The following is a 23,338-nucleotide window of genomic DNA, read 5'->3' as shown; positions in this document are numbered from 1 at the left end:
CGTTTGTTTCATGGGCGCAGCGCAGATCATGACTTCAGTATTTTACCGGCTCTGAATAGATCAGAGCTTCCTTAGAGTAGGGAGATTCGCATCACTACCAAACGCCGCGGAAAAATTATTACATCTTCCAGATACAATTTTTACAACAAAAGCACCTTCCGTAAATACCTATGACATATCTAAAACCGCTCTTCGCGAGTGCGAACTGCTTAAATCCATTCCAATCGGCGGCGAGCTAAAGGATTCGGTTACGGGCAATGGAAAGTTTTTTTATTGTAATGCCATTGGGGTTGTCAGTCTGGAGGAGTCATTATTATACTCGGACCGTCATGTGGACACAGCAAACACCCTCGCCGTAAATGCAAAAATAGTTATTGGTGGAATTAGAAGAGGTGCCATCGTTTCACGAATTCGAAATGAATCAGGCGATGATGGAGTCACTCGGATCCAATGGCGCAGTGGTGTAAAAAATATGGTACTTCGTGTCCAAGGATTCGACGATAAAGTAGCCCAGCATGTAGAGCATATAGTTGCCAATTTCCAAGATTGACCCAAGGTGCGGAACATATATTCTTACTGTGTCAAAAAAATCGTTAATAAATTTTCCGGCCTTGTCCGTGAGCAACAGGGATATCGTTGAAGACTATTGGTCAGAGCCTGAGCGATGGTCCACCGTAGTGTCAAGACCGAATTGGAAACGTGGCGCTGGGCGCGTCGAGCTGCCTCGCGGCACGTAACCTTCGGGTAAGGTAGATTGCGGGCTGAATAAGGTGTTTTTTTGGTGTCTTTGTGGCGCAGCCGTTCGGCGATCAGAAAGCCATAGGTGGTGGTACATTCACGCCTCACATCAAAAAACAACGATTTACTTATGAAGAAGAATCTGTGGCTGCTGGCCATCGCCCAGGGCTTGTTCCTGACCAACAACGTGGTGTTCATCGCCATCAACGGTCTGGTGGGGCTGGCGCTGGCGCCGGTGGCGTGGATGGCGACGCTGCCGGTGATGGGTTATGTGGTGGGTGGGGCGATGTCGACCGGGCTGGTGGCGCGCAGCCAGCGGCGCTGGGGGCGCAAGACCTCGTTCCAGCTTGGTCTGCTGGTCGCGCTGCTGACGGCCTTGCTGTGCGCGCTGGCGCTGTATCTACGCAGTTTCTGGCTGCTGGTGGCGGGGACGGTGATTGCCGGCTATTACAGCGCCAATGGCCAGCTCTACCGTTTTGCTGCCGCCGAGCTGGCGCCGCCGTCGTTCCGCGAGAAGGCGGTGTCGCTGGTGCTGGCGGGCGGCCTGATTGGCGCGGTGATCGGGCCGAACCTGGCGAACCACACGCGCGAGGCGATGGCCGCGCCTTTTCTCGGTTCCTACCTGGCGCTGTCGGTGGTGGCGCTGGTGTCGATGGCGGTGATGGCGGGCATCCGCTTTCCGCCCGAGCCGAAGCAGGCCGCGGGTGCGGCCGGCGGGCGGCCGCTGGGCGAGATCATGCGCCAGCCGGTGTTCATCGTGTCCACCTTGGGCGCGGCGCTCGGCTATGGGGTGATGAACCTGCTGATGGCGGCGACGCCGCTGGCGATGGATGTGTGCGGCATGCCGTTCTCGGATGCCGCGCTGGTGCTGGAGTGGCACGTCATCGGCATGTTCGCGCCGGGCTTCTTCACCGGTCACCTGATCAAGCGCTTCGGCGTGCTGCCGGTGATGGGGGCCGGCGTGGTGCTGAACCTGGCCTGCATCCTGATCGCGCTGTCGGGGCAGGACCTGCACCAGTTCCTCGTTTCGCTGTTCCTGCTGGGGGTGGGCTGGAATTTCCTTTTCACCGGCAGCACCACGCTGGCGATGCAGGCTTACCGCCCGGAAGAAAAGGACAAGGCCCAGGCGGCGATCAACTTCGCGGTGTTCGCGACGATGGCGCTGACGTCCTTTGCTTCGGGCGCGCTGGTGACGACGCAGGGCTGGGCGCTGCTTAACCTGGGCTCGCTGGTGCCGGTGGTGCTGACCGGCGCGGCGCTGCTGTGGCTGGGCCTGCGCCGCCGGCGCGAGGCGGCCGCAGGCGGCACCGGGCGGGTTTGAGCCAAGGCCGGGGTGCCCGGCCCGTATGGGGTGAGCCCATGACGGGCATGGGCGTTGGCCGCGCCAGGCAGGGCACTCAGCCGAGGCGCGTCTTCGGCACCTGCTGCAGCACACTGTCCCGCTCGGCCACCGGCTCGCCAGTGACGGTGTGCAGCGGGACCACGCCTGCCCATACCGGCCAGCTCAGGTCTTCCTCGTCGTCCTTGACGCCATGGGCGCGGATCTTGGCCGAGGCCTCGGACAGCGCGATGCGCAGCAGGCCGGTGGCGTTCAGTTCCTTGTTGGTGATGGGGCGCAGCGTGTCCCAACGGCCGGGGTAGAAGCCTTCGATGAAGGCGCGCAGGCTGTTCAGCTTGTAGCCGGGGTCGGTCACCGGCTCGAAGCGGCCATAGATGACGACCGAGCGATAGTTCATCGAGTGGTGCATCGCCGAACGTGCCAGCACCAGGCCGTTGGCCAGCGCGATCGTCACACAGGCTTCGCCCGCCGTCAGCGCCTTGAGCATGCGCGACGCCTTGGCGCCGTGAATGTAGAGATGCCCGCCTTCGCGCCAGTGGATGGTGGGGATGGCATGCACCGTGCCGTCGATCTGGAAGGCGACGGTGCATAGCATTGCGGCATCGACGATGGCGGCGACGGTGTCGGCGTCGTAGTGCGCGCGGTCCGGTAGGCGGCGGACGCGGGTACGGGAGGAGGGGGCGGAAACCGGGGGCATGGCGGCAGACCTTTGAATGGGCGAGATGGAAGAGGGCGCCTGGAGGCGGGAAGCCCGCAAGCATCGACAGGCTTCAGGTTATGGCGGTCGTGGTACCTTTTGTAGGGCCACGAATTGCCTTGTTCATGGAGCCACGATGGAGCTCGACTGGCTGCTCGCACCGCCGCTGCCCGATGCCGTGCCCCGCCAGCGCCTGCTGTACCGGCGCCTGCGCGAGGCCATCCTGTCCGGCCGCCTGCCGGCGGGAACGCGCCTGCCGGCCAGCCGCAGCCTGGCCGCATCGCTGGGCATCGCGCGAAATACCGTGCTCTTCGCCTACGAACAACTGGCGGCCGAAGGTTGCCTCGATGCCGGCCGCCAGGGCACCTGCGTCGCACGGCTGCCTGTTCGCACCGCCGTGCTGTTCGGCGATGCGGCGGCATTTGGGCCACGGCAGTTGTCCGCCCGTGCGGCGGACATGCTGGGGTCGCTGCCGGCGAGGGAGGCTGAGGCCCTGCCGTTTTCCCTTGGCGTGCATGATTACGGCGCCTTTCCCTTCCGTGCCTGGCGGGCCTGCCTGGAACGCGCCTGGCGCGAGGTGAACTGGCGGCAGCTCGGTTATGCCCGCGACGGCGGCGATCCGGCGCTGCGCGAGGCCCTGGCCGGCCACCTCACCAGCGTGCGCGGCCTGCCTGTCGATGCCGGGCAGGTCGTCGTCACCAGCGGCGCGCAGGCCGCGCTCGATCTTTGCGCCCGCCTTCTTGCCGACCAGGGCGAAACGGTGTGGGTGGAGAACCCCGGTTACATCGCCGCCCGCGCCGCCTTCGGCCTGGCCGGGCTGCGGGTGTACGACGTTGCCGTCGATGCCGAAGGGCTGGCGCCGACCGAGCGCGACTGGCACGAGCACCGCCCGCGCCTGGTCATGGCCACGCCTTCGCACCAGTACCCCACCGGCCGCGTCATGTCGCTGGCCCGGCGTCTGGACTTGATCGCGCGCGCGCAGCAGGCCGGCGCCTGGATCGTCGAGGACGACTACGACAGCGAATTCCGCCGCGGCGGGCCGGCGCCGCCCGCGCTGTTCGGCCTGCGGCCCGATGCGCCCGTGGTCTATCTCGGCACCTTCAGCAAGACGCTCTATCCGGGGCTGCGCCTGGGCTATGCCGTGCTGCCGCGGCACGTCGCCGCCGACTTCGCCCGCGCCGCCGCGATGGCGACGCGCGCCGGCCAGGGCGTCGAGCAGCGCGCGCTGGCCGATTTCATCCTGCGCGGCCACTACGCCGCCCACCTGCGGCGCATGCGCGCTCGCTATGCTGCGCGGCAGGAGGCGCTGCGCTCTGCGTTGGTCGCTGCCTTCGGCGAGCGGGTGGAACTGTCAGGCGGCGAGGCCGGCCTGCATCTGGTGCTGTGGCTGCCGGATGCGGTGCCGGATGTCGAAGCGGCCCGCCGCGCTGCTGCGCTGGGGCTGGGTGTGAGGGCGCTGTCCGGATTCTCCCGGCCGCCGCTGGCGTGCAATGGGTTGGTGCTCGGTTACGGCAACCTGGAGGAGCGTGCGGTTGCCGAAGCGGTTGGCCGTCTGGCCGTGGCAGTCAGGGCTGCATAGGCGACGTGTTCCGCCAGGCTGGCAAGCCGGGATGGCTGCGCATCAGGGGGCCGAGCACCGCCAGCGTGATCGCGCCGAGCCAGCCGGTGAGCAGCACGAACAACAGATCCAGCCCATGCGGCAGACGGCCGTGGCGTCGTAGGCACCACAGGATGCTGGCGCACAGCGCGCTGGCAATACCCGCCATCGTCACCCACCACGGCGCACCGAAGGTGCTGAAGTACAGGCTGTGCTGGGTGCGTTCGTCGATGTGGAATTCGAGCTTGAAAGGAAACAGGAATCCCATGGCCTTGGCGCGCATGGCCCGCTTGCCGGCATCGGTATCGCCTTCGTGCCAGGTATGGCGCAGCAAGGGGGCGAGCTGCCGGTCGGTCAGGACGAACTTCCGCGTGCCCGTCTCATTCCGGGTGTGGGAAAACTCCCAGCTCAAAGGGGTTTCTTCGACGGATAGGGACTCGACCGCAGGGAGGTGGCCGTCCAGCGGCAGGCGGTGTGGGGCGTGCTGTTCCCAATCCAGGAACAGCAGTTGATCCGGCAATGTGACGATGCCGTGGTATTCGCGGCCGGGGTGCTGCAGCACGCGGATGGCAAGCGCGGATGGCGGCAGGACGGTGTCGGTGCGCGCCACCCGTGGCTCGCCCCCGACTTGCCAGAGATGGAACACCCGCCATTCGGCATCCACCAGCAGAACGCCGTTGTCGTAGTTTTTTTGCGTGCTCGGATTGTCTCCGGCCAGTCTGGCGGGGTGGGTGAATCCAGCTTCGGCCAGGGCTCGGTTGTAGCGCTGGCTCTTGGCTTCGTCGATTCGGTTCGACGCCGCGTCGATGAACTCGATGCGCTCCGTCATGCGGAACATGTCGGGCGGGACCTGCAGCCCCGTGGCGCCCGGTTCGGATTCCATCAGCGTGTAGAGGGAAAAATCGGGCTTGTCCAGCTGACGCGGCGTCAGCCGCATGCGGGTTCCGTACCTGGCGACGGCTTCGGGATCGAACGGCCAGCCGGCAACTTCGCCGGGCAACCTGCCGAGCCTTTCCAGTTCGCGGAAATGGGCGAAGGGTAGCGCCGTGCGCACTTCATCCTCGGTGAGGGAATTGCCTCCGTCATCGCTGTAGGACCATTTGCCGCTGCGGTAGTGTTTGAATATCAGGCGCTGCGGGTCAGCGCCGTAGGCAATGAGGACGGTCTCGTAATCCTTGGGAAACACCTGCCCGACGTAGCCGGGCAGTATTCTCGCCAGGGCCAGCACGGACAGGACTGCCAGCGCCAGACGTGAAATCAGCATCATGATCCACCTCCTCTCTTGGCGCGCTCGAGCACGTTGCCGATGGCGGCGAACCACAGTGCAGCGATCAGGCCGAACCACGGCAGGCCGTCGACGTGGCTGCCATAGCCGCGGGCGTCGGTCAGCGCCAGCACGAATACCGCGCCGATGCCCGCATGCCACAGCCGCCGCACGGGCGAGGTTTCGATGAAGATCAGCGCCGTGACTGCATAGGCGACAAAACCCGCCAGGCACCAGGGGGTCAGGGCGAGGATCGATAGCCGGGCGGCTTCGACGGGCATGAACAGGCTGATGAGGGCGGCCTGGGCGAGGCACAGGCCGCCGGTCAGCGCCGACAACAGCCCCGCGCCCAGCCCGAGGATGAGGCACAGGGCCTTGTGCTCATCAACCGGCAGGTGGAAGAACAGCCGCAGCCGCCGGTTAAGGCATTCGGGTGCGAACTGGACGGCGGCCAGCCAGATGCCCGACGACAGCGGCAGGTATCGCATCGGCTCGAAAGGCATGTGCGAACGGAATATCACCGCATGCCACAGGGCCTGTCCGCCATTGGCCGACTTCAAGCCGTGCATGTCGTAGAACGAATCGCCCAGCGCGATCAGCAGCAGTGCAAACGGCAGCAGCCCGAGGTAGCGCAGCTTGATCCATTCCTTGTACAGCAAACCGCGTACGGCCATCGATGCATGCGTATTCTTCATGGCCTCGTTATTCAGTATTTGCCGGTCAGGCTAAGGAAGGCATCCTCGAAGCCGAGCGGGATTTCCTGCCAGTCCTCCAGGGCGACATCTTTCTGCCGCAAGGCTTGGCGCACCTGCGCCTCGTCGTGGAACGAGCAGACGATGCTGTGCCTGCCGATATGTTCGACGCTGGTCAGCAGATCCGTCTTTTCCAGCAGGTCGGCCTGCGGGGTGCGCCGGAAGCGCCATTGCCTGAGCGATTCGAAGAAGCGCCCCCGCTCGGCCGAATACAGCAGGCTGCCGTTCTGGATGATGAACATGTGGTCGATCAGGCGTTCGAGATCCTGCACGACATGCGAGGTCAGCAGGATCGTCGTGCCGTACTCCCGCGCATAGGCGTGCAGGTAGTCGAGGAGCAGCCGGCGGTAGCCGGCGTCCAGGCCCATCGAGTAGTCGTCCAGGATCATCAACTCGGGCCGTTGCGCCATGACCAGCGCCAGGCACACCTGCGAGCGCTGCCCGAATGACAGCTTCGACAGACGCCGGCTTGCCGGCACCTGCAGTTTCTGCACCAGTTGCGCGAATACCTGGGGCTGCCAGTGAGGGTAGAAATGGCGGTAGAACTTCTCCAGTTCTGCAATCGTCATGAAGTCGTGCTGGGTGAAGCCTTCATGCAGCAGCCCGATCTTGCGGCGCGTCTCCGGCCGCAGCCGGTGGCTGGGATCGCCCAGCACCCGGCAGCGGCCGCCGGACGGCTCCAGGAAACCCATCAGGATATTGATCGTGGTGGTTTTCCCGGCGCCGTTCTTCCCCAGCAAGCCGTAGATGCCGCCCTTGCGGACCTGGAAGGACAAACCGTTCAGCACTTGTTTTCCGGCGTAGCCGTGGCGCAGTTGGTCGCATTCGATCAACGGCGCCACGGACGCGGCCTGCGTCGCACTCGTCACGTTCAGAAGCTGTATTCCAGCTTGGCCGCAACCGAGCGGCCCGGCGCGTAATAGTCGAAAAACACCGGCTGGCCGCTGACGGTGTATGAGCCGATACCGTTCTGGAGCTTGCGGTTGAACACGTTATATACGTCCACCGTGGCCCGCAGATTCTGTTCCTTGCTGCGGTACAGGTCGATGCCCAGGGACATGTCGACGGTGAAGCGGGAAGGCAGTTTGCCCTTGGTGTAGGAATTGACCCGCCAGCCGTCATTGAGCGTAACCCGGGGGCCGTTGACCAGCACGTCGGTTTTCCGCGTCCAGATGCCGGTCGTCACCAGGTGGACGCGCTCCGACAGCGTGGCGCTCCACAGGCCGACGATCTGCTGTGGACGGTTGAAGTTGCTCATGTCCAATTCGTTGGCGTCGATCAGTTTGTCGTTGTAGATGACGCGGGAGCGATCGATCATGTTGGTCAGGTCTGACCAACTGGCGCTGTCCGCCGTGTAGTCGAGGTAGTTCGACTGGCTGTCGGCGAAGGTGGTGCTGAGGCGGAAGAAGTGGTTCTTGAAGTAGTTGTTGGAGATCGAGATGGTGTGGCCGGTATAGGTGTTCTCGCCATCGTTGGTGGCGGCGTAGGCGCCGTCCTGCTTGAACCGGCGCATGATGCCGTCCTTGCCCTTGCGGTAGACGTAGTCGTAGTTGACGAGGAAACCACCCTGGAGCTTCAGATCGAAGCCGAGGCTGGTTTCGTCCGAATACGGCGTTTTCAGGTCTTCGGCTTGGTATTCCGCGCCGACAGAGCCGCTCGATGTCTGTGTCCAGTGGGCCAAACCATCGGCGCCGATGGTGCCGGGAAGACCGCGCCTGTACATGGCAGCGCCGCCCGAGGCCTGGAACAGGGAGTAGTAGAGGTTGGGGCCGCCGTAGTAGCGGGCCTGCCCGGCGTGCAGCATGGCGACGTTCTTGCCGAGCACGTTCCAGCTACCGGCGAGTCGCGGCGCGATGTTGGTGTTCCGGAACTGGTCGTCATAATCGACGCGGATGCCGGGACGCAACATGAAGTCGGAGAAGGTGACGGTGTCCTGCAGCCACAACGACCAGGTCTGCACCTTGGCGTCGCGGTCGAAGCTGGCGTATACGCTCTTCTGGTAAAAATACTGGTCACGGAGCGCGCCGGCGGTACTGGCGTTGTTGTAGCTCACGCCATCCTGGCCGGAAGCGAGCGGACCGTTGAGGGCCGCCAGGCCGAGGTTGTACTGGACGGCCTCGCCGCCTATGGCTTCGCCCTTGACGATTTCGTTGTTCAGGCCGACCGCGAAACGGTGTGTGGTGGTGCCCAGTTGCAGTTCGTTGAACTCGAAATCCAGAGCCGTCTGGAAGGTGCGTTGCTTGAAATCCAGATCGTTCGCCAACGTGTTGCTGTCAGCGGAAAACGTGCAGCCCGAGAACATGCCATTGGAAAGGATGTTGGTGTTTGTGCAAGACGTGGCAGCGCCCCAGTTGGTTTCGCCATAGGTGTACCAGGGTTTGTAGACGTTGGATTCGACCTCGCGGTTGGAAACCATGTTGCCGTACTTGAACTTGGCGCTAGCCTTGCCGGCGGCCAGGTCTTTTGACAGGTTCAGGGCGAAATCGTAGGTGCGCTGTTCTTGCTCCCATTCCGAATTGATGGCGCGCGGGTTGAAGTAGTTGCCGTTGTACTTGTAATAGACACCGGTCAGGTCCACGTCCAGGCCGGATTCGGTGCGGCCACCGATCGAGGTGAAGAAGGTTTCGGCGGAACGGGTCTGCTCCTTGGTTTTCGCGGTTTCGGCAGAGAGCGTAGTGGCGGACAGGGCCGTATACTTGAGCGGGATCTTCGACAGTGTCTTGTCGTACGAGACGATGGCCGCGAAACGCTCGTTGAGCGGCACGTTGAGCATGAAGCCGCCGGTGTTGCGGGTGTATTCCGGCTGGCGCAGGGCGCTGAACGATTCGTCGAAGGCTTCGCCGCGCAGCCCCGATTCATCGTAGAAGCGTTTGTCCCAGCCGCTGCGGTTGTGGCCCCAACGGACCTTGCCGCCAAAGCGGGTGGGGTCGGGCTTGCGCGTTTCAGCGGAGACGACGCCGCCGGTAAAGCCGCCGTGATTGACCGGGATGCGTGAGTCGTGCAACTCGATGTTGTCGAGCAGGTCGGGGTCGAGGTTGTAGGACTGCGCCATGCCCATCGGCTGGCTGCCGACCTTGACGTCGTCGAGGTAGGCCGACTGTACGCTGCCGTTCGAGGCCAGGCCCGAACTGGAGGTGGGGGGCGCGACGTAGTTGTTGTTGCCCAGGCCGTTGATGACGTAACGGTTTTCGTAGGGCTTGCCGCCCGAGATGGAAATCTGCGGCGGCTTGATTTCACCGCCCTGCATCGAACGTTCCGCGCTGTTGCTGGTTTGTACCTGGGAGTGGAGGGCCAGCGCGCCTTCGATGGAACTGGACTTATTCGGCATCTTGTCCAGCAACTCGTGATCGATGACCCATTCGGGCCGATCGACCACCATCACCGGGGCGAGCGTGGTGTCCCGCGAGCTTGTTGCCGGCTTCAGGGTAAACACCCCTGGCCGCGACAGGTTTGCCGCGATGCCGCTTCCCGCCAGCAGGCGCGCTAGGGCTTCGTGTGCAGCGTAGTTGCCCTTGAGGGCGGGCGCTCGAAGTCCGGCGACGGTCGCCTCGTCGAACAGCACCTGGGTCTTGGCTTGCTGCGAGAAAGCACGCAAGCTGCCGTCCAGCGCCTGGGCCGGAATGTCGAATTCGATCCGCGCTTCCTGAGCGCTGGCCGGCGCGGCCATCACCGCCAGCGCCGATGCCACCATCAGCGAAACCGTCGCCGGCCTGAATGCCGCCGCGCAACCGCGCAGATGTGCGGCCAGCAGCCGCCCCTTGAATGTGTTTGCCTGCATTACGACTCCATCCGTCATCGAGATGAAGCGCGATCCCCGTCGCGCTTCGGAAGTACGCCATGTGGACATGGCGTGCAGCAAAAGCGGCCGGTGGCTAGAGTCTGGATTCTTCCGTGACGTGGCTGGCAGCCGTCGGGCCCGGAAAAACCGGGCTCTGATAGCTAGAACGGTATTTGCGGAAAAGTGGGAACCTTGCCGGCGAAAAAAACTGCAGCTGTTCAGCGGCTGACGATTACGTACGTCCCATCGTTCCGTTTCTGTACCCGCACCGGCAACAGATCGGGCAGGGATTCGAGGAAGGCTTGCGGGGCCTGGGTGGCCGCGTAGCCGGAGACGCGCAGGTCGGCGATGCCCTTGCCGCGCAGTTCGACCGGCTGACCGAGGTAGCGGCCGAGCTCTTCGGCGACCTCGGCGAGACGGCTGCGGCGGAAGATGAGTTGGCCGTCGCGCCAGTCGCCGACGGTTTCGGCGAGCAAGGCCGTGGTCTGGTAGCGCATGCCGACCGGATCGAAGAGGAGACCTTGCCGTGCGGCAAGCCGTACCGGCGCTTGCTTGGAGGACGTGTCGATGCGGACCTCGACCTGGCCTTCGAGTACCTTGACGCTCAGCCCGGGCGGTATGGCGCGGACGTTGAAGGCGGTGCCGATGACGCGCACCTCGCTGTTGCCGGTGCGCACGGTGAACGGGCGCTCCGGCCCCGCCTCGACGCGGAAGAAGGCCTCGCCGCGGCTGAGCTGAACCGTACGGCGGCCGGGGTAATAGCGGACCTGCACCTGGCTGTCCATGTTGAGGACGGCGCTGGAGCCGTCGGGCAGGTCGAACCGCTCGGTCTGGCCGTGTGCGGTGGCGAGTTCCACGCTGTAGCGGGGGATGTTGTTCCAGGCCAACCAGCCGCCGACCACCAATGTGAGGCAGGCGGTGGCGGCGGTCGGGATGGAGAGGCCGCCGAACAGGCCTTGGAACCAGCGCCTGCGCGGATTGGGCGCGGAGCGGGGCGTACTGGCGGCCTGGCCGGCCGAAATGTCGGATGTTTCAGCCGCGCTATCCGCGGCCAGTGCCGGGCGCTGGACGCTGGAAAAGTCGTCCCAAGTGCGGGCGAGGCTGGCGTAGACCTGCTGGTGCGCCGGATCGGCAGCCAGCCACTCGGCGAACGCCGTCTCGTCGGCCGGTGTCCATGGCGTCTCGCTGCGGCGCAGGAACCACTCGGCGGCGGCTTCGTGGAGTTGGACGTTCGGGGCGAGGGGGGTCATGAGTCGTCATCCACGCGCCTTGCCGCGGCGGGATGCAGGCGTTCCATTTGTTCCAGGCTGGAATAGTGAACGCGAATCTCGCAATAGGCAAAGGCGCGGGCGAGATGCTTGACGACCATTCGCCGGGAGATGCCCATGCGCTCGCCGACCTGCTCCTGGGACAGGCCGTCGAAACGGTGCAGCACGAAAGCTTCGCGCTGGCGTTCGGGAAGTTCATCGAGTGCCTGTTGCAGGCGTTCGAGGCGCTGGCGCTGTTCGGTGCGGGTGCAGGGGCAGGTGCCATCGGTGGTGGCGCCCTCGGCCATCATCTCGCAATCGTCGTAGGCGACGACCTCGATCTGTTGCCGGGCCGGGCTGTTTCGCCACTGGTCGTGCCACAGATTCTGGGCGATTCGCTGCAGGTAGGGGCCCTGTTCGTCGAGCGGCAGCGCCTTGCCGGCAGCCGCGAGGCGGAGGAAGGATTCCTGGGCGATGTCCTCGGCGTCGGCGCGATTGCCCAGCCGCCGGAAAAGCGTACGCAACAGCTTGGGTTGCCAGTGAGCAAAGGCGTCGGCGAGGTCGCTTGATGAGTCGGCGCGGTCGCTCATGGATATCATGAAATGAGAAGTAATCTCAATTATCCATGGTGTCGGCGGTGGTGGCAATTTCCATGCGTGGCAGCGCCGGCCGGTAGATCGCGGATGTGCCGGGCGCCGTTTCTGTAAGGTTCGGGGCGGCTGGCCGTGGAGCCGATGCCCCGGCTCCACGCACGCTTCACTCGGTGCGATACCGCTCCAGCCAGTGTGCATACGGCGCCGGCAGCACCCAGGTCGGGCGCTCGACCTTCAGCGCTTTTGCCGCGTGCATCGGCCAGTGCGGGTTGGCGAGGTGGGAGCGGCCGACCATGACGAGGTCGAGCTGGCCGTTGGCGACGGCGGCTTCGGCCAGTTCCGGCGTGCCGATGCCCCAGGCCGAGGCGACCGGGATGGCGGCTTCCTCGCGCACGCGGGCGGCGATGGGGGCGAGAAAGGCGGGGCCCCAGGGTATGTCGGCCTGCGGTGTGGAAAAGCCGACGCTGACGCTCAGCAGGTCGAGCCCGCCACGTTTGAAAGCGCGGGTCAGGTCGATGGCTTCGGCCAGCGTTTCCTCGTCGCGGCCGTCGTATTCGATGACGCCGAAGCGGGCGGTGAGCGGCAGGTTCTCCGGCCATTCCGCGCGCACGGCGGCGAGCGTCTCGAGCAGGAAACGGCCGCGGTTTTCGGCGCTGCCGCCATAGGCGTCGCCGCGCTGGTTGGCGTGCACCGAGAAGAAGCTCTGCCCCAGGTAGCCGTGGGCGAAATGAAGCTCCAGCCACTCGAAGCCTGCGTCGCGCGCGCGTCGGGCTGCGGCGGCGAAGTCCGCGCGCACGCGGGCGATGTCGTCCAGCGTCATGGCGCGCGGGATCTTCGGCAGGTTGGCGCCGAAGGCGGTGGCCGAGGGTGAGATCGTCGGCCAGGCGCCAGGGTTGCCGTCGGTGATGTGGTCGTCGCCTTCCCACGGCAGGTTGGCGCTGGCCTTGCGGCCGGCATGGCCGATCTGGATGCCGGGCACGGCGCCGGCGGCCTTGATGGACGCGGCGATGGGTGCGAGGGCCGTGGCCTGAGTGTCGTTCCACAGGCCCAGGCAGCCGTGGGTGATGCGCCCTTCCGGTGCGACGGCGGTGGCCTCGACGATGAGCAGGCCGGCGCCGCCGCGCGCCAGGGCCGGGTAATGCACCCGGTGCCAGTCGTTGGCGACGCCGTCGGCGGCCATGTACTGGCACATCGGTGGGATGGCGATGCGGTTGCGGAGCGTGGCGTCCTTGAATCTGAAGGGCTGGAAGAGTGCCGACATGGGTGAGTCCTCTGATTCGTGCGTGATGGGTTCGACCGGGGGTTCAGCTCTGCATCTTGCCGATGGTACTGCGCAGGCGGTGGTGGGCGAGGGCGAAGAAGGCGCCGCCGATCACGGCGACCATGATGAAGGTGGGCCACACCACGTCGATGCCGGCGCCGCGGAACAGGATTGACTGGGCGAGGCTGACGAAGTGGGTGGTGGGCGTCAGCGACATCAGCCAGCGGACGAATTCCGGCATGCTTTCGAGCGGCGTCAGCGCGCCAGACAGGATCTGCAGCGGCAGCAGCACGAGAATCGCCATCAGGCCGAACTGCGGCATGTTGCGCGCAACGGTGCCCATGAAGATGCCGATCGACGCGGCGGCGAACAGATAGAGCAGGGTGGCGAGGCCGAACAGCAGCGCCGAGCCCGGCACGACGACGCCGAGCAGGCCCTTGGCGATGAGCTGCAATGAGAAGGACGAGGCCACCAGCACCACCACGCCCATCGACCACACCTTGGACAGCATGATCTCGAAGGGCGTCACCGGCATCACCAGCAGGTGCTCGATGGTGCCGTGCTCGCGTTCGCGGATCAGTGCGGCGCCGGTGAGCATGATGCCGAGCATGGTGATGTTGTTGATGATCGCGGTGATCGCGCCGAACCAGCCGGCGTTGAGGTTGGGGTTGAACATCGCGCGCTCGACCAGTTGCACGGGCTGCGCCGCGGTGCTGCGGTAGCGCTGCACGAAGGCGCGGATCTCGTCGTTGACGATGCTCTGGATGTAGCCGGTGCCGGTCTGCGCCTGGCTCTGGCGCGTGGCGTCGACGTTGAGCTGCAGCGCGGGCGCGCGCCCGGCCAGCACGTCGCGCTGAAAGTTGGGCGGGATGTCGAGCACGAAGGTGTGCAGGCCGGCGTCCATGCTGCGGTCGATGTCGGACAGGCCGATGCGCTCGGGCACGATGAACTGCGGCGGCTGCAGCGCGGCGAGGATGCGTTCGGACAATTGCGACTGGTCTTCGTCGACGACGGCGATCGAGGCGCGGTGCAGGCTTTCGGGCTTGGCGCGGGCATCGGCGTAGACCGACACCGTGAACATGAACACGATCAGGAACAGCATCGTCCAGTCGCCCAGCAGGCTGTGGAATTCCTTGATGCCCAGGTGCCAAGTGTTGTGCAGGGTGCTGTTGCGCGTGGCCATGGCGTTTCCCTTCAGCGCGCCTGCTTCTTCAGCAGCAGCGTGGACAGCAGCGTCAGCACCGGAATGGCGACCAGCAGCGGGATGAAGGCGCCGCCCAGGTCGCCGAAGTCGAGTGCCTTGGCGAAGGTGCCGCGGCTGATGTCGAGGAAATGGGTGGTCGGATAGATCCTGCCCAGCACCGCCCCGCCGCCTTCGAGCGAGGAAACCGGGTCGAGCATGCCGGAAAACTGGATCGCCGGCAGCAGGGTGCCGATGGAGGTGCCGGCGATCGCCGCGACCTGGCTGTTGGTCAGCGTCGACATCAGCAGGCCGAGGCCGGTGGTCGCGGTCACGTAGAGCAGGGCGCCGATGAAGAAGGCCGGCAGGCTGCCCTTGAACGGCACGTCGAACAAGGTGAGCGCGAGCACGAACATCAGCACGCAGTTGAGCATCGACAGCGCGATGTAGGGCAGTTGCTTGCCGAGCAGGAATTCGAGCTTGGTCACCGGCGTGGTGTAGACGTTGAGGATGGAGCCCAACTCCTTCTCGCGCACCACGCCCAGCGCGGTCAGCATCGACGGGATGAAGACCAGCAGCATCGGGATGACGGCCGGCACCATGGCGATCAGGCTGCGCATTTCCGGGTTGTAGCGGTAGCGCACGGCGATGTCGGCGAGCGCGGCGGGGGCGCTGCCGGTGGCGGCCGTGACCGCTTCGGAGAGCGTCTGCGCGTGCACGCCCATGACGTAGCCGCGCGCGACTTCGGCCCGCATCGGCATCGCGCCGTCCAGCCAGACGCCGATTTCCGGCCGCGCGCCGCGCGCGAGGTCGCGCCCGAAGTTGGGTGGAATCTCCAGCGCCATGGCCAGTTCGCCGGTGCGCATGCGGCGGTCGATGTCGGCGTGGCTCTCGAGCGATGGGCGTTCCTGAAAGTAGCGCGAGCCGGCGATGTTGAGGGTGTAGCTCTCGCTGGTGGTGCTGCGGTCGAGGTCGAGCACGGCGTAGTTCAGGTTTTCCACGTCGGTGCTGATGCCGTAGCCCATCACCAGCATCAGGATCACGGTGCCGAGCAGCGCCAGCGTCAGGCGGAAGGGGTCGCGCCGCAGTTCGGTCGCTTCGCGCATGCTGAAGCTGAGCAGGCGGGCGAGGCTGAAGCGGGCCAGGTGCGGCTTTGTCTGGCCGGCCGGGAGCGGGGGCTCGGCCTCGGGGGCGGCGGTGGCGGCTGGCGCTTCGGCGTGGCGGCAGTCCTCGCCGGGGGAGGACAGCTTCACCCCGCTCGCCTCGGCCAGGTAGCCGACGAAGGCATCTTCCAGCGTGCTGGCGCCGCGCCGTGCGACCAGCGCGGCGGGGGCGTCGCTGGCCAGGATGCGGCCGGCGTGCATCAGCGAGATACGGTCGCAGCGCTGGGCCTCGTTCATGAAGTGGGTGGTGATGAAGATCGTCACGCCATCCTTGCGCGACAGGTCGATGATCAGCTCCCAGAAGTGGTCGCGGGCCACCGGGTCCACGCCCGAGGTCGGCTCGTCCAGGATCAGGACGTCGGGCCGGTGCAGGACCGCGACCGCCAGTTGCAGGCGCTGGCGGATGCCCAGCGGCAGCGCCTCCGGGATGTCGTCCATGATCGGCGCGAGGTCGAAGCGCCGGGCCAGTTCGGCGATGCGGGCGTCGGCTTCGGCCTGCGGCAGGTTGAACAGGTCGGCATGCAGTTGCAGGTTGCGGCGCACCGACAGTTCGCCATACAGCGAAAAGGCCTGCGACATGTAGCCCACCCGGCGCCGCGTGTCGATGTTGCGGGCGTCGAGGACTTCGCCCAGCAGGCGGGCTTCGCCCCGGGTCGGGGGCAGCAGGCCGGTGAGCATCTTCATCGTCGTCGATTTGCCGCAGCCGTTGGAGCCGAGGAAGCCGAAGATCTCGCCGCGCCGCACCTGCAGATTGACGTCGTCGACGGCGACGAAGTCGCCGAAGCGCATCTGCAGGTCGCGCGCTTCGATGACGATCTCGCCCGCGCTGAGCGGGGGAATCGCCAGCGGCGTGTGGTCGCCCAGCCGCTCGGGGGGGAGCAGGGCGAGGAAGGCGTCTTCCAGCGTGTCGGCGCCGCTCCTGGCGCGCAGTTCCGCCGGGCTGCCGGTGGCCAGCACGCGGCCGGCGTCGACCGCGACCAGCCAGTCGTACTGTTCGGCCTCTTCCATGTAGGCGGTGGCGACCAGCACGCTCATGCCCGGGCGCCGGCCGCGGATGCGGGCGATCAGTTCCCAGAACTGGCGGCGCGACAGCGGATCGACGCCGGTGGTAGGCTCGTCGAGGATCAGCAGATCGGGGTCGTGCACCAGCGCGCAGCACAGGCCGAGCTTCTGCTTCATGCCGCCGGACAGCTTGTTGGCCGGGCGGTCGGCGAAGCCGGCGAGGCCGGTCGAGGCGAGCAGGTCGGCGATGCGGCGCTCGCGCTCGGCGCGCGGCTGGCCGAACAGGCGGCCGAAGAAGTCGATGTTCTCGAACACCGACAGCGTTGGGTACAGATTCTTGCCCAGCCCCTGCGGCATGTAGGCGATGCGCGGGCAGACGGCGCCGCGGTGGCGGGCGCTGGCCATGTCGCCGCCGAGCACCTCGACCCTGCCTTTCTGGATCTGGCGCGCACCGGCGATCAGCCCGAGCCAGGTGGATTTGCCGACGCCGTCGGGGCCGATGAAGCCGACCATGCGGCCGGCCGGGATGTCGAGCGTGACATCGTCGGCGGCCAGCGTGCCGCCGTAGCGGTGCTCGACGCCGGCGAGACGGACGACCGGCGCCGGGCCTGCGCCGTGGCTCACGGCAGCCTCGTCTGCAGCGTATCGGGCCAGGGCTTGGTGTCGTCGAGGCGGACGTGGGCGACGCCGGGCAGGCCGGTCTTGACGTGTTCGGGGTATTTCGCCAGCAGTTCGGGGTCGATGCGCGCCTTGACGCGGAACACCATCTTCTGGCGTTCGCTCTGGGTTTCGACCGTCTTCGGCGTAAACTGCGCGACGCTGGCGACGTAGGAGATGTTGGCCGGGATCACGTAGTGCTGCGCGGCGTCGAGCACGATGCGCGCTTCGGTGCCGAGGGCGACGCGGCCGGCGGCCATTTCGGGCAGGAAGAAGGTCATGTACACGTCGCCGACGTCGACCAGGCTGACGACCTTGCCGCCGCTGCCGATGACTTCGCCCGGCTGCACCACGCGGTACTGGACGCGGCCGCTGCGCGGCGCCTTCAGCACGCCGTCCGCGAGTTCGGTCTCCAGCCGGGTGACGACGGCCGCGGCGGCCTCGATCGCCGCATCGGCCTGCTCGACCTGGGCGTCGGCCGCCTTGACCCCGGCCTGGGCGGCGGCGATCTGGGCATGGGCGACGTTGATGTTGGCCTCGGCGTTGCGCACGCGCGCGACGTTGTCGTCGGCGACCTGCTCGGAGATGGCGCGGTCGGCGCGCAGCGCCTGCGAGCGGGCGCTGGTCTTGCGCGCGATGTCGAGTTCGGAGCGGCGCTGGACCAGCACCGCCTCGGCCATCGCCACGTCGGCCTTGCGCTGGGCGACCTGGGCGAGCGCGGTCTCGCGGGCGCTGCGGGCGTTGGCGACCTCGGCCCGCGCCTGGGCGAGTTGGGCCTCGACCGATTTCATGTCCATGTGGGCGATGACCGCATCGGCGGTGACGAAGTCGCCTTCGTTGACCAGGATGTCCTGCACGCGCCCGGCGGCCTTGGCGGCGACGTCGACTTCGGTCGCCTCGATGCGGCCGTTGCCGGAAACGAAGCTGCCGTCGTCGTTCTCCCGTCCGAGGAACTGCCATGCGGCGGCGGCCGCGATGGCGAGGAGGGCGGCGATGATCCATGCCGTCTTGGTTCTGGTTTCGGTTTTCATGGCATTTCCCGGTCAGAGGGCCAGGTTCTCGGTTCGGACATGCTCCCGGATCATCCGCTGCGTCCGCTTCGTGCGGGCGGGGTGCGGCCGTCGCGGCCGGGCAAAAGAATGCTGCAGTGCACTTGCATTCCAACATCCGTCAAATATCATCGTCAAGCGCCATGCCTGCAGGCCGGCCGCTTCATGATGCCAGGTAAATGTTGCGTGATGTGAAATGGAAAACGTGGGAGGAAGGACATGGTGAAGGCTGGCCCCGAGGGGCGACATCGGGTTTCGGGATATCGGAGCAGGGGACATCTTGGCTGACTCGATGATGGGTTCCGCGGACTTGTCCCGCGCTGCGGATGCGAGCCGCCTCGTGCTGAGCGGTGACTGGACGCTGGCGCACTACCGTCCGCTCGCGGGGCGCGTGGCTGCGTTGCGGGGGCAGATCGAAGCCGGCACGCAGGTCGACGCCGCTGCGCTGGGCGCGCTCGACACCGCCGGCGTGGCCCTGCTGCACGAGCTGCTGGGGGCGGAGCGCCTGCAGCGGCTGGCGGGGGCCGGAAGCCCGCTGGGCGCGGAGCGCCGCGCGCTGCTGGCGACGGTGTCGGACGCGCTCGCCACCGAGCCGTCCCCGCCTGCCGGATCGGGGCATGCGCTGGGCGACGTGCTCGAGCACGTCGGCCAGACGATGACGACCTTCTGGAGCCACGTGGTGGGTATCGCGGGCTTCATCGGCATCACGCTCGAGACGGCGTTTGCCGTGCTGCTGCGTCCGCGGCGCTGGCGCGTCACCTCGCTGGTCGCCAACCTGGAACGCACCGCGCTCGACGCCGTGCCCATCGTCGCGCTGCTCACCTTTCTCGTCGGTGCCGTGGTGGCCTTCCTGGGGGCGACCGTGCTGGCGGCGTTCGGCGCCAGCATCTTCACGGTGGACCTGATCGCCTATTCCTTCCTGCGTGAATTCGGCGTGCTGCTGACCGCGATCATCGTCGCCGGCCGCACCGCGAGTTCCTTCACCGCGCAGATCGGCTCGATGCGCGCCAACGAGGAAGTGGACGCGATCCGCGTGCTGGGCCTCGATCCGGTCGAGCTGCTCGTGTTGCCGCGGGTGGCGGCGCTGCTGCTTGCGCTGCCGATGCTGACCTTCGTGGCGATGATCTCGGGCATCGTCGGCGGCATGCTGGTGTGCGCGACGAAGCTCGACATCTCGCCGGTGATGTTCCTGTCGGTGATCGAGAACAACGTCGGCCTCAACCACTTCCTCGTCGGTATGGCCAAGGCGCCGATCTTCGCCTTCCTGATCGGCGTGATCGGCTGCCTGGAAGGCTTCCGGGTCAGCGGCAGCGCGCAGTCGGTGGGCGAGCACACCACATCGGCCGTGGTGCAGTCGATCTTCACGGTGATCGTGGTCGATGCGGTCGCGGCGCTGTTCTGCATGGAGATGGGCTGGTGACAACGGGTCAGGTGATGAGCGCGGACGTGGAGAACATCATCGAGGTACGCGGCGTGCGCAACCAGTTCGGCGCCCAGGTGGTGCACGACCAGCTCGACCTCGATGTGCGCCGCGGCGAGATCCTGGGCGTGGTCGGCGGTTCGGGCACCGGCAAGTCGGTGCTGTTGCGGACCATCGTAGGGCTCAACCGTCCGGCGGCGGGCAAGGTGAGCGTGTTCGGCGAAGACCTGCTGACCCTGCCGGCGGCGCAGCGCGCGCGGATCGAGCGGCGCTTCGGCGTGCTGTTCCAGAAAGGCGCGCTGTTCTCCTCGCTGACGGTGACCGAGAACGTCGCCCTGCCGCTGATCGAGCATGCCCGGCTGCCGGCGACGGAGGCGGCGAAGCTGGCGCGGCTGAAGATCGCGCTGGCGGGCCTGCCGGCCGATGCCGGCGACAAGTATCCGTCGGACCTGTCGGGCGGCATGGTCAAGCGTGCCGCGCTGGCGCGCGCGCTGGCCCTCGACCCCGACATCCTGTTCCTCGACGAGCCGACCGCCGGTCTCGATCCGATCGGCGCGGCCGCCTTCGACCAGCTCATCCTCACGCTGCGCGACGCGCTCGGCCTGAGCGTGTTCATCGTCACCCACGATCTCGACACGCTCTATACGATCACCGACCGGGTCGCCGTGCTGGCGCAGAAGCGCGTGCTGGTCAACGACAGCCTCGCGGCCGTGGCGGCCACCGACGACGCTTGGATCCGCGAATACTTCCATGGACCGCGCGGCCGTGCCGCCGCGGATGCCGCGCAGGTGCTGCAGCGCGGTCCGAAAACCGAATCCCAACCGGAGCAAACCTGAAATGGAAACACGTGCCCATCACGTGCTGATCGGCCTCTTCACCCTGGTGGTGGTCGGGGCAGCGCTGCTGTTCGCGCTGTGGCTTGGCAAGAACCACAGCGACACCCAGTTCCAGGCCTACGACATCGTCTTCCAGGAAGCCGTCAGCGGCCTGTCCAAGGGCAGCACGGTGGAGTTCAACGGCATCAAGATCGGCGATGTCTCCAGCCTGCGGCTCGATCCTGACGATCCCCACCGGGTGATCGCCCGCGTCCGTGTCGACAGCGCCGCGCCGGTCCGCAGCGACACCCAGGCGCGGCTCATGCCGGCGGGCATCACCGGCATCTCGATCATCCGCCTGAGCAGCGGCAGCAACCCGAACAGCGTGCCCTTGCGGCCCGGAGACGAGGTGCCGGTGATCGTGGCCACGCCATCGCCCTTCACCAAGCTGATGTCCGAAGGCGAGGACGTGATGCTCAACGTCAACGACCTGCTGTTCCGGATGCGCGAACTGTTTTCGGCGGACAACATCGCCAGCATCGGCAACACGCTGAAGAGCCTGGAGCAGGCGACCGGCGCGGTCGCGGCCGAGCGCGAGGAGATCGCCTCGGCGCTGCGCCAGCTCTCGCAGGCCAGCGAACAGGCCACGCTGACGCTGGGCGAGGCCTCGAAGCTGGTCGGCACCGCCAACCGCCTGATCGATGTGCAGGGGGTGCAGACGCTGCAGAGCGCACAGCGCTCGATGGCGGCCTTCGAGCGTGCCATGGTCACCGTCGATACGCTGGTCAGCGACAACCGCGCCCCGCTCGACAGCAGCGTGCGCGGCCTGGCCGAGGTCGGCCCCGCGCTGTCGGAACTGCGCGACACGCTGGCTTCGCTGCGCCTCATCACCCGCCAGCTCGAGAGCCGGCCCGCTGACTATCTGCTCGGCCTCGAGCCGGTGAAGGAGTTCACACCATGAAGTTCCGCAAGTTCGACATGCGTCTCCCGCGCCTTGCCGCGGGCCGGGCCTGCGCCGCCGCATCGTTGCTGTTCCTGGCGGCATGTTCGGTGCTGCCGCGCCCGGAGCCGGTCGATACCTACATGCTGCCGCCGGCCGAGTGGCGCAAGGCGGAGCAGGCGGCGCTGCCGGTGGCGCTGCGCATCGCACGGCCGGTGACCGGCGCCAGCCTGTCCGGGCAGCGCATCGTGGTCGTGCCCGAGGCCAACCGCGTGAGCGTCTACAAGGGCGCGAGCTGGAGCGAGCCCACCCCGGTGCTGGTGCGCGAACGCATCATCGACGCTTTCCGCGCCGACGGCCGCATCGCGGCCCTGAGCAGCGACGAACTGCGCTTGCAGGCCGACTACGAGATCGCCAGCGACCTGCTGGCGTTCCAGAGCGAATACCGCGACGGCGCGCCTGAAGTGGTGGTCAGGCTGGATGTCCGCCTCGTGCAGCGCGACGACCGCCGCATCGTCGCGTCGCGCCAGTTCGAGGCGCGGCACCGCCCGACGGGTGCCGAGTTGCCCCGTGTGGTGGAGAGCTTCGGCCATGCGTCGGCCGCCGTGGCGGGTGAACTGGTCGAATGGACGATGGGCGAGCTTGGGCGCTGATACGGCGTGCCTGCCAGCGCTTGCAAGGCGACGTTCATGCGCATATGGTGCGCATGAACGTCGAAGGGGACTGCGATGAAAACCGTCTACGACATCAATGCGCCCAAGCGCCCGGTCAACCTGTCGCTGAACGAAGACCTGGTGGCACGGGCGCGCAGCCTGACCGGCAACCTGTCGGCAGAAGTGGAGTCGCTACTGGCCGATTTCGTGCTGCGGCAGCAGCAGTTGCGTCAGGCCGAGGCGGCCAGCCTCAGGCGTTCTGCCGCTGCGTGGAACGTTTTTGCCGAAAAGCATGGCTCGTTTGCCGATGAGTTCTCCACGCTCTGAAATGGCGCAGTTCGACATTCATCGCAATCCCGGGCGGAACCGCGACGGCATTCCTTATGTTGTGGTCGTGCAATCGGCCATATTCGACGGCTTCAAGCGCCGCGTGGTCGTACCTCTGGTGCGGAAATCGTATCTCCCCACGATCGATCATCCACGTTTCAACCCGACTTTCGTCATCGAAGGCGTATCCGTCGTGCTGCACCCGCTGGAGATCGTTTCGGTGCCGCAGGAAACGCTTGGCGAGCCCGTGGCCTCGCTCGTCGACCAGGGCGCCCGGATCATCGAGGCGCTGGATGAACTGACGACGCGCGCCTGGGGCTGATCGGGCATCGGGTGGGCGGCGGGCTGGCGTCCTGCCTTGGCGGCGTGTTTCGAGCGCTTCTCAGTGGAAATCCCGGCTCTTTGCCGCGAGCCCCCACAGCAACTTGGAATGATCCACCGCGCGGCCTGCCAGCAGATGCACCACGTCGCCCTGGCGGCTGATCTGGCCGTACACCCCGAGCAGGTGGGCGCCGAGCAGGATGCGGCGCTGCTGCTCGAAAAGCTCGGGGCGGACGATGACGTTGACCAGGCCGGTTTCGTCTTCCAGCGTGATGAACAGCGTGCCCTTGGCCGTGCCGGGGCGCTGGCGGCAGGTGACGAGGCCGGCGCCGCGGGCGAGCATGCGGTCGGGCGCGCCGGCGATGTCGGCGGCGGTGACGAAGCGCTGGCGTGCCAGTTCGTCCCGCACGAAGCACAGCGGGTGGCGGCCCAGCGTGAAGCCGAGGCGGGCGTAGTCCGCGAGCAGGTCTTCGGCTTCGCTCGGCGCGGCCAGGGCGGCGGCTGCGTCGCCGCCGGGCGCGGCGGCCAGCAGGCCGGGCAGGGCG

The 23,338-nt window shown here is 66.5% G+C and carries 20 protein-coding genes; 8 read left to right on the top strand and 12 right to left on the bottom strand.

Going from position 1 to position 23,338, the window contains the following annotated elements; translation table 11 throughout:
- Nucleotides 1-868 precede the first annotated feature (868 nt).
- Nucleotides 869-2,059: an MFS transporter gene (locus tag C666_RS14220; RefSeq protein ID WP_004341371.1), complete on the top strand. Its 1,191-nt coding sequence runs from the start codon at nt 869-871 to the stop codon at nt 2,057-2,059.
- Between the two features lie 76 nt (nt 2,060-2,135).
- Here the strand turns inward: C666_RS14220 and C666_RS14215 are convergent, their stop codons facing one another.
- On the bottom strand, nt 2,136-2,774 hold the full coding sequence (locus tag C666_RS14215; RefSeq protein WP_004341369.1) for a pyridoxamine 5'-phosphate oxidase family protein: 639 nt from the start codon (nt 2,772-2,774) through the stop codon (nt 2,136-2,138).
- A gap of 136 nt (nt 2,775-2,910) precedes the next feature.
- Between C666_RS14215 and pdxR the strand changes: the two genes are divergently transcribed.
- On the top strand, nt 2,911-4,353 hold the full coding sequence (pdxR, locus tag C666_RS14210; RefSeq protein ID WP_004341366.1) for a MocR-like pyridoxine biosynthesis transcription factor PdxR: 1,443 nt from the start codon (nt 2,911-2,913) through the stop codon (nt 4,351-4,353).
- Here pdxR and C666_RS14205 read toward each other — a convergent pair.
- The 10 genes from C666_RS14205 to C666_RS14160 all read right to left on the bottom strand — a co-directional run bounded on the left by C666_RS14205 (nt 4,340) and on the right by C666_RS14160 (nt 18,299).
- Entirely contained in the window at nt 4,340-5,638 is a 1,299-nt protein-coding gene (locus C666_RS14205) for a DUF4857 domain-containing protein (protein ID WP_004341363.1), read from the bottom strand. The two genes, pdxR and C666_RS14205, sit on opposite strands and share 14 nt — an antisense overlap.
- A complete protein-coding gene (locus C666_RS14200) occupies nt 5,635-6,330 on the bottom strand; it encodes a hypothetical protein (protein ID WP_004341361.1) in 696 nt (231 codons plus the stop codon). The genes C666_RS14205 and C666_RS14200 overlap by 4 nt, the downstream gene beginning before the upstream one ends.
- An 11-nt stretch (nt 6,331-6,341) precedes the next feature.
- Nucleotides 6,342-7,229, bottom strand: coding sequence for an ABC transporter ATP-binding protein (locus C666_RS14195; RefSeq protein WP_028792418.1), 888 nt, complete (start codon nt 7,227-7,229; stop codon nt 6,342-6,344).
- 29 nt (nt 7,230-7,258) lie between these two features.
- Nucleotides 7,259-10,165: a secretin and TonB N-terminal domain-containing protein gene (locus C666_RS14190; RefSeq protein WP_004341355.1), complete on the bottom strand. Its 2,907-nt coding sequence runs from the start codon at nt 10,163-10,165 to the stop codon at nt 7,259-7,261.
- A gap of 218 nt (nt 10,166-10,383) precedes the next feature.
- Complete coding sequence (locus C666_RS14185) at nt 10,384-11,415, bottom strand: FecR family protein (RefSeq protein WP_004341352.1); 1,032 nt, start codon at nt 11,413-11,415, stop codon at nt 10,384-10,386.
- The gene (locus C666_RS14180) at nt 11,412-12,002 is read right to left on the bottom strand and encodes an RNA polymerase sigma factor (RefSeq protein ID WP_038001303.1); all 591 of its coding nucleotides are present in this window, start codon (nt 12,000-12,002) and stop codon (nt 11,412-11,414) included. The genes C666_RS14185 and C666_RS14180 overlap by 4 nt, the downstream gene beginning before the upstream one ends.
- A 166-nt stretch (nt 12,003-12,168) precedes the next feature.
- Nucleotides 12,169-13,266, bottom strand: coding sequence for an NADH:flavin oxidoreductase/NADH oxidase (locus C666_RS14175; RefSeq protein WP_004341344.1), 1,098 nt, complete (start codon nt 13,264-13,266; stop codon nt 12,169-12,171).
- A gap of 43 nt (nt 13,267-13,309) precedes the next feature.
- Nucleotides 13,310-14,449 carry an ABC transporter permease gene (locus C666_RS14170; RefSeq protein WP_004341342.1) on the bottom strand — a complete coding sequence of 380 codons (1,140 nt, stop codon included), beginning with the start codon at nt 14,447-14,449 and terminating at the stop codon, nt 13,310-13,312.
- An 11-nt stretch (nt 14,450-14,460) separates the two neighbouring features.
- Nucleotides 14,461-17,235, bottom strand: a complete 2,775-nt coding sequence (gene rbbA / locus C666_RS14165) for a ribosome-associated ATPase/putative transporter RbbA (RefSeq protein ID WP_004341339.1) — start codon at nt 17,233-17,235, stop codon at nt 14,461-14,463.
- Entirely contained in the window at nt 17,232-18,299 is a 1,068-nt protein-coding gene (locus C666_RS14160) for an HlyD family secretion protein (RefSeq protein ID WP_004341336.1), read from the bottom strand. Before C666_RS14160 ends, rbbA begins: the two co-directional genes overlap by 4 nt.
- A gap of 310 nt (nt 18,300-18,609) precedes the next feature.
- Here C666_RS14160 and C666_RS14155 point away from each other — a divergent pair, with 310 nt between their 5' ends.
- From C666_RS14155 to C666_RS14130, 6 genes are all read left to right on the top strand, one after another.
- Entirely contained in the window at nt 18,610-19,737 is a 1,128-nt protein-coding gene (locus tag C666_RS14155) for an ABC transporter permease (protein WP_004341333.1), read from the top strand.
- Nucleotides 19,738-19,751: 14 nt separating this feature from the next.
- The gene (locus C666_RS14150; protein WP_038001305.1) at nt 19,752-20,573 is read left to right on the top strand and encodes an ABC transporter ATP-binding protein; all 822 of its coding nucleotides are present in this window, start codon (nt 19,752-19,754) and stop codon (nt 20,571-20,573) included.
- 1 nt (nt 20,574) lies between these two features.
- Entirely contained in the window at nt 20,575-21,513 is a 939-nt protein-coding gene (locus C666_RS14145) for an MlaD family protein (RefSeq protein ID WP_004341329.1), read from the top strand.
- Nucleotides 21,510-22,145 carry an ABC-type transport auxiliary lipoprotein family protein gene (locus C666_RS14140; protein WP_004341326.1) on the top strand — a complete coding sequence of 212 codons (636 nt, stop codon included), beginning with the start codon at nt 21,510-21,512 and terminating at the stop codon, nt 22,143-22,145. The genes C666_RS14145 and C666_RS14140 overlap by 4 nt, the downstream gene beginning before the upstream one ends.
- A 75-nt stretch (nt 22,146-22,220) precedes the next feature.
- Nucleotides 22,221-22,472, top strand: coding sequence for a type II toxin-antitoxin system CcdA family antitoxin (locus tag C666_RS14135; RefSeq protein ID WP_004341325.1), 252 nt, complete (start codon nt 22,221-22,223; stop codon nt 22,470-22,472).
- Between the two features lies 1 nt (nt 22,473).
- Entirely contained in the window at nt 22,474-22,794 is a 321-nt protein-coding gene (locus C666_RS14130) for a CcdB family protein (protein WP_004341322.1), read from the top strand.
- A gap of 60 nt (nt 22,795-22,854) precedes the next feature.
- Here C666_RS14130 and C666_RS14125 read toward each other — a convergent pair.
- Nucleotides 22,855-23,338, bottom strand: a 484-nt coding sequence (locus tag C666_RS14125) for a hypothetical protein (protein WP_004341318.1), incomplete at its 5' end; no start/stop codon positions are given.

The organism is Thauera linaloolentis 47Lol = DSM 12138 (assembly GCF_000310205.1).
In the GTDB taxonomy this organism is placed as follows: Bacteria; Pseudomonadota; Gammaproteobacteria; order Burkholderiales; family Rhodocyclaceae; genus Thauera; species Thauera linaloolentis.
Note: the sequence above shows the minus strand (reverse complement) of the source record. Positions and strands in the feature narration are given on the sequence as shown.

What these genes read in the sequence shown, in the direction of transcription:
- C666_RS14220 (WP_004341371.1), top strand. Translation starts at nt 869, where the DNA reads ATGAAGAAGAATCTGTGGCTGCTGGCCATCGCCCAGGGCTTGTTCCTG.
- C666_RS14215 (WP_004341369.1), bottom strand. Translation starts at nt 2,774, where the DNA reads ATGCCCCCGGTTTCCGCCCCCTCCTCCCGTACCCGCGTCCGCCGCCTA.
- pdxR (WP_004341366.1), top strand. Translation starts at nt 2,911, where the DNA reads ATGGAGCTCGACTGGCTGCTCGCACCGCCGCTGCCCGATGCCGTGCCC.
- C666_RS14205 (WP_004341363.1), bottom strand. Translation starts at nt 5,638, where the DNA reads ATGATGCTGATTTCACGTCTGGCGCTGGCAGTCCTGTCCGTGCTGGCC.
- C666_RS14200 (WP_004341361.1), bottom strand. Translation starts at nt 6,330, where the DNA reads ATGAAGAATACGCATGCATCGATGGCCGTACGCGGTTTGCTGTACAAG.
- C666_RS14190 (WP_004341355.1), bottom strand. Translation starts at nt 10,165, where the DNA reads ATGCAGGCAAACACATTCAAGGGGCGGCTGCTGGCCGCACATCTGCGC.
- C666_RS14185 (WP_004341352.1), bottom strand. Translation starts at nt 11,415, where the DNA reads ATGACCCCCCTCGCCCCGAACGTCCAACTCCACGAAGCCGCCGCCGAG.
- C666_RS14180 (WP_038001303.1), bottom strand. Translation starts at nt 12,002, where the DNA reads ATGAGCGACCGCGCCGACTCATCAAGCGACCTCGCCGACGCCTTTGCT.
- C666_RS14175 (WP_004341344.1), bottom strand. Translation starts at nt 13,266, where the DNA reads ATGTCGGCACTCTTCCAGCCCTTCAGATTCAAGGACGCCACGCTCCGC.
- C666_RS14170 (WP_004341342.1), bottom strand. Translation starts at nt 14,449, where the DNA reads ATGGCCACGCGCAACAGCACCCTGCACAACACTTGGCACCTGGGCATC.
- C666_RS14160 (WP_004341336.1), bottom strand. Translation starts at nt 18,299, where the DNA reads ATGAAAACCGAAACCAGAACCAAGACGGCATGGATCATCGCCGCCCTC.
- C666_RS14155 (WP_004341333.1), top strand. Translation starts at nt 18,610, where the DNA reads ATGATGGGTTCCGCGGACTTGTCCCGCGCTGCGGATGCGAGCCGCCTC.
- C666_RS14150 (WP_038001305.1), top strand. Translation starts at nt 19,752, where the DNA reads ATGAGCGCGGACGTGGAGAACATCATCGAGGTACGCGGCGTGCGCAAC.
- C666_RS14145 (WP_004341329.1), top strand. Translation starts at nt 20,575, where the DNA reads ATGGAAACACGTGCCCATCACGTGCTGATCGGCCTCTTCACCCTGGTG.
- C666_RS14140 (WP_004341326.1), top strand. Translation starts at nt 21,510, where the DNA reads ATGAAGTTCCGCAAGTTCGACATGCGTCTCCCGCGCCTTGCCGCGGGC.
- C666_RS14135 (WP_004341325.1), top strand. Translation starts at nt 22,221, where the DNA reads ATGAAAACCGTCTACGACATCAATGCGCCCAAGCGCCCGGTCAACCTG.
- C666_RS14130 (WP_004341322.1), top strand. Translation starts at nt 22,474, where the DNA reads ATGGCGCAGTTCGACATTCATCGCAATCCCGGGCGGAACCGCGACGGC.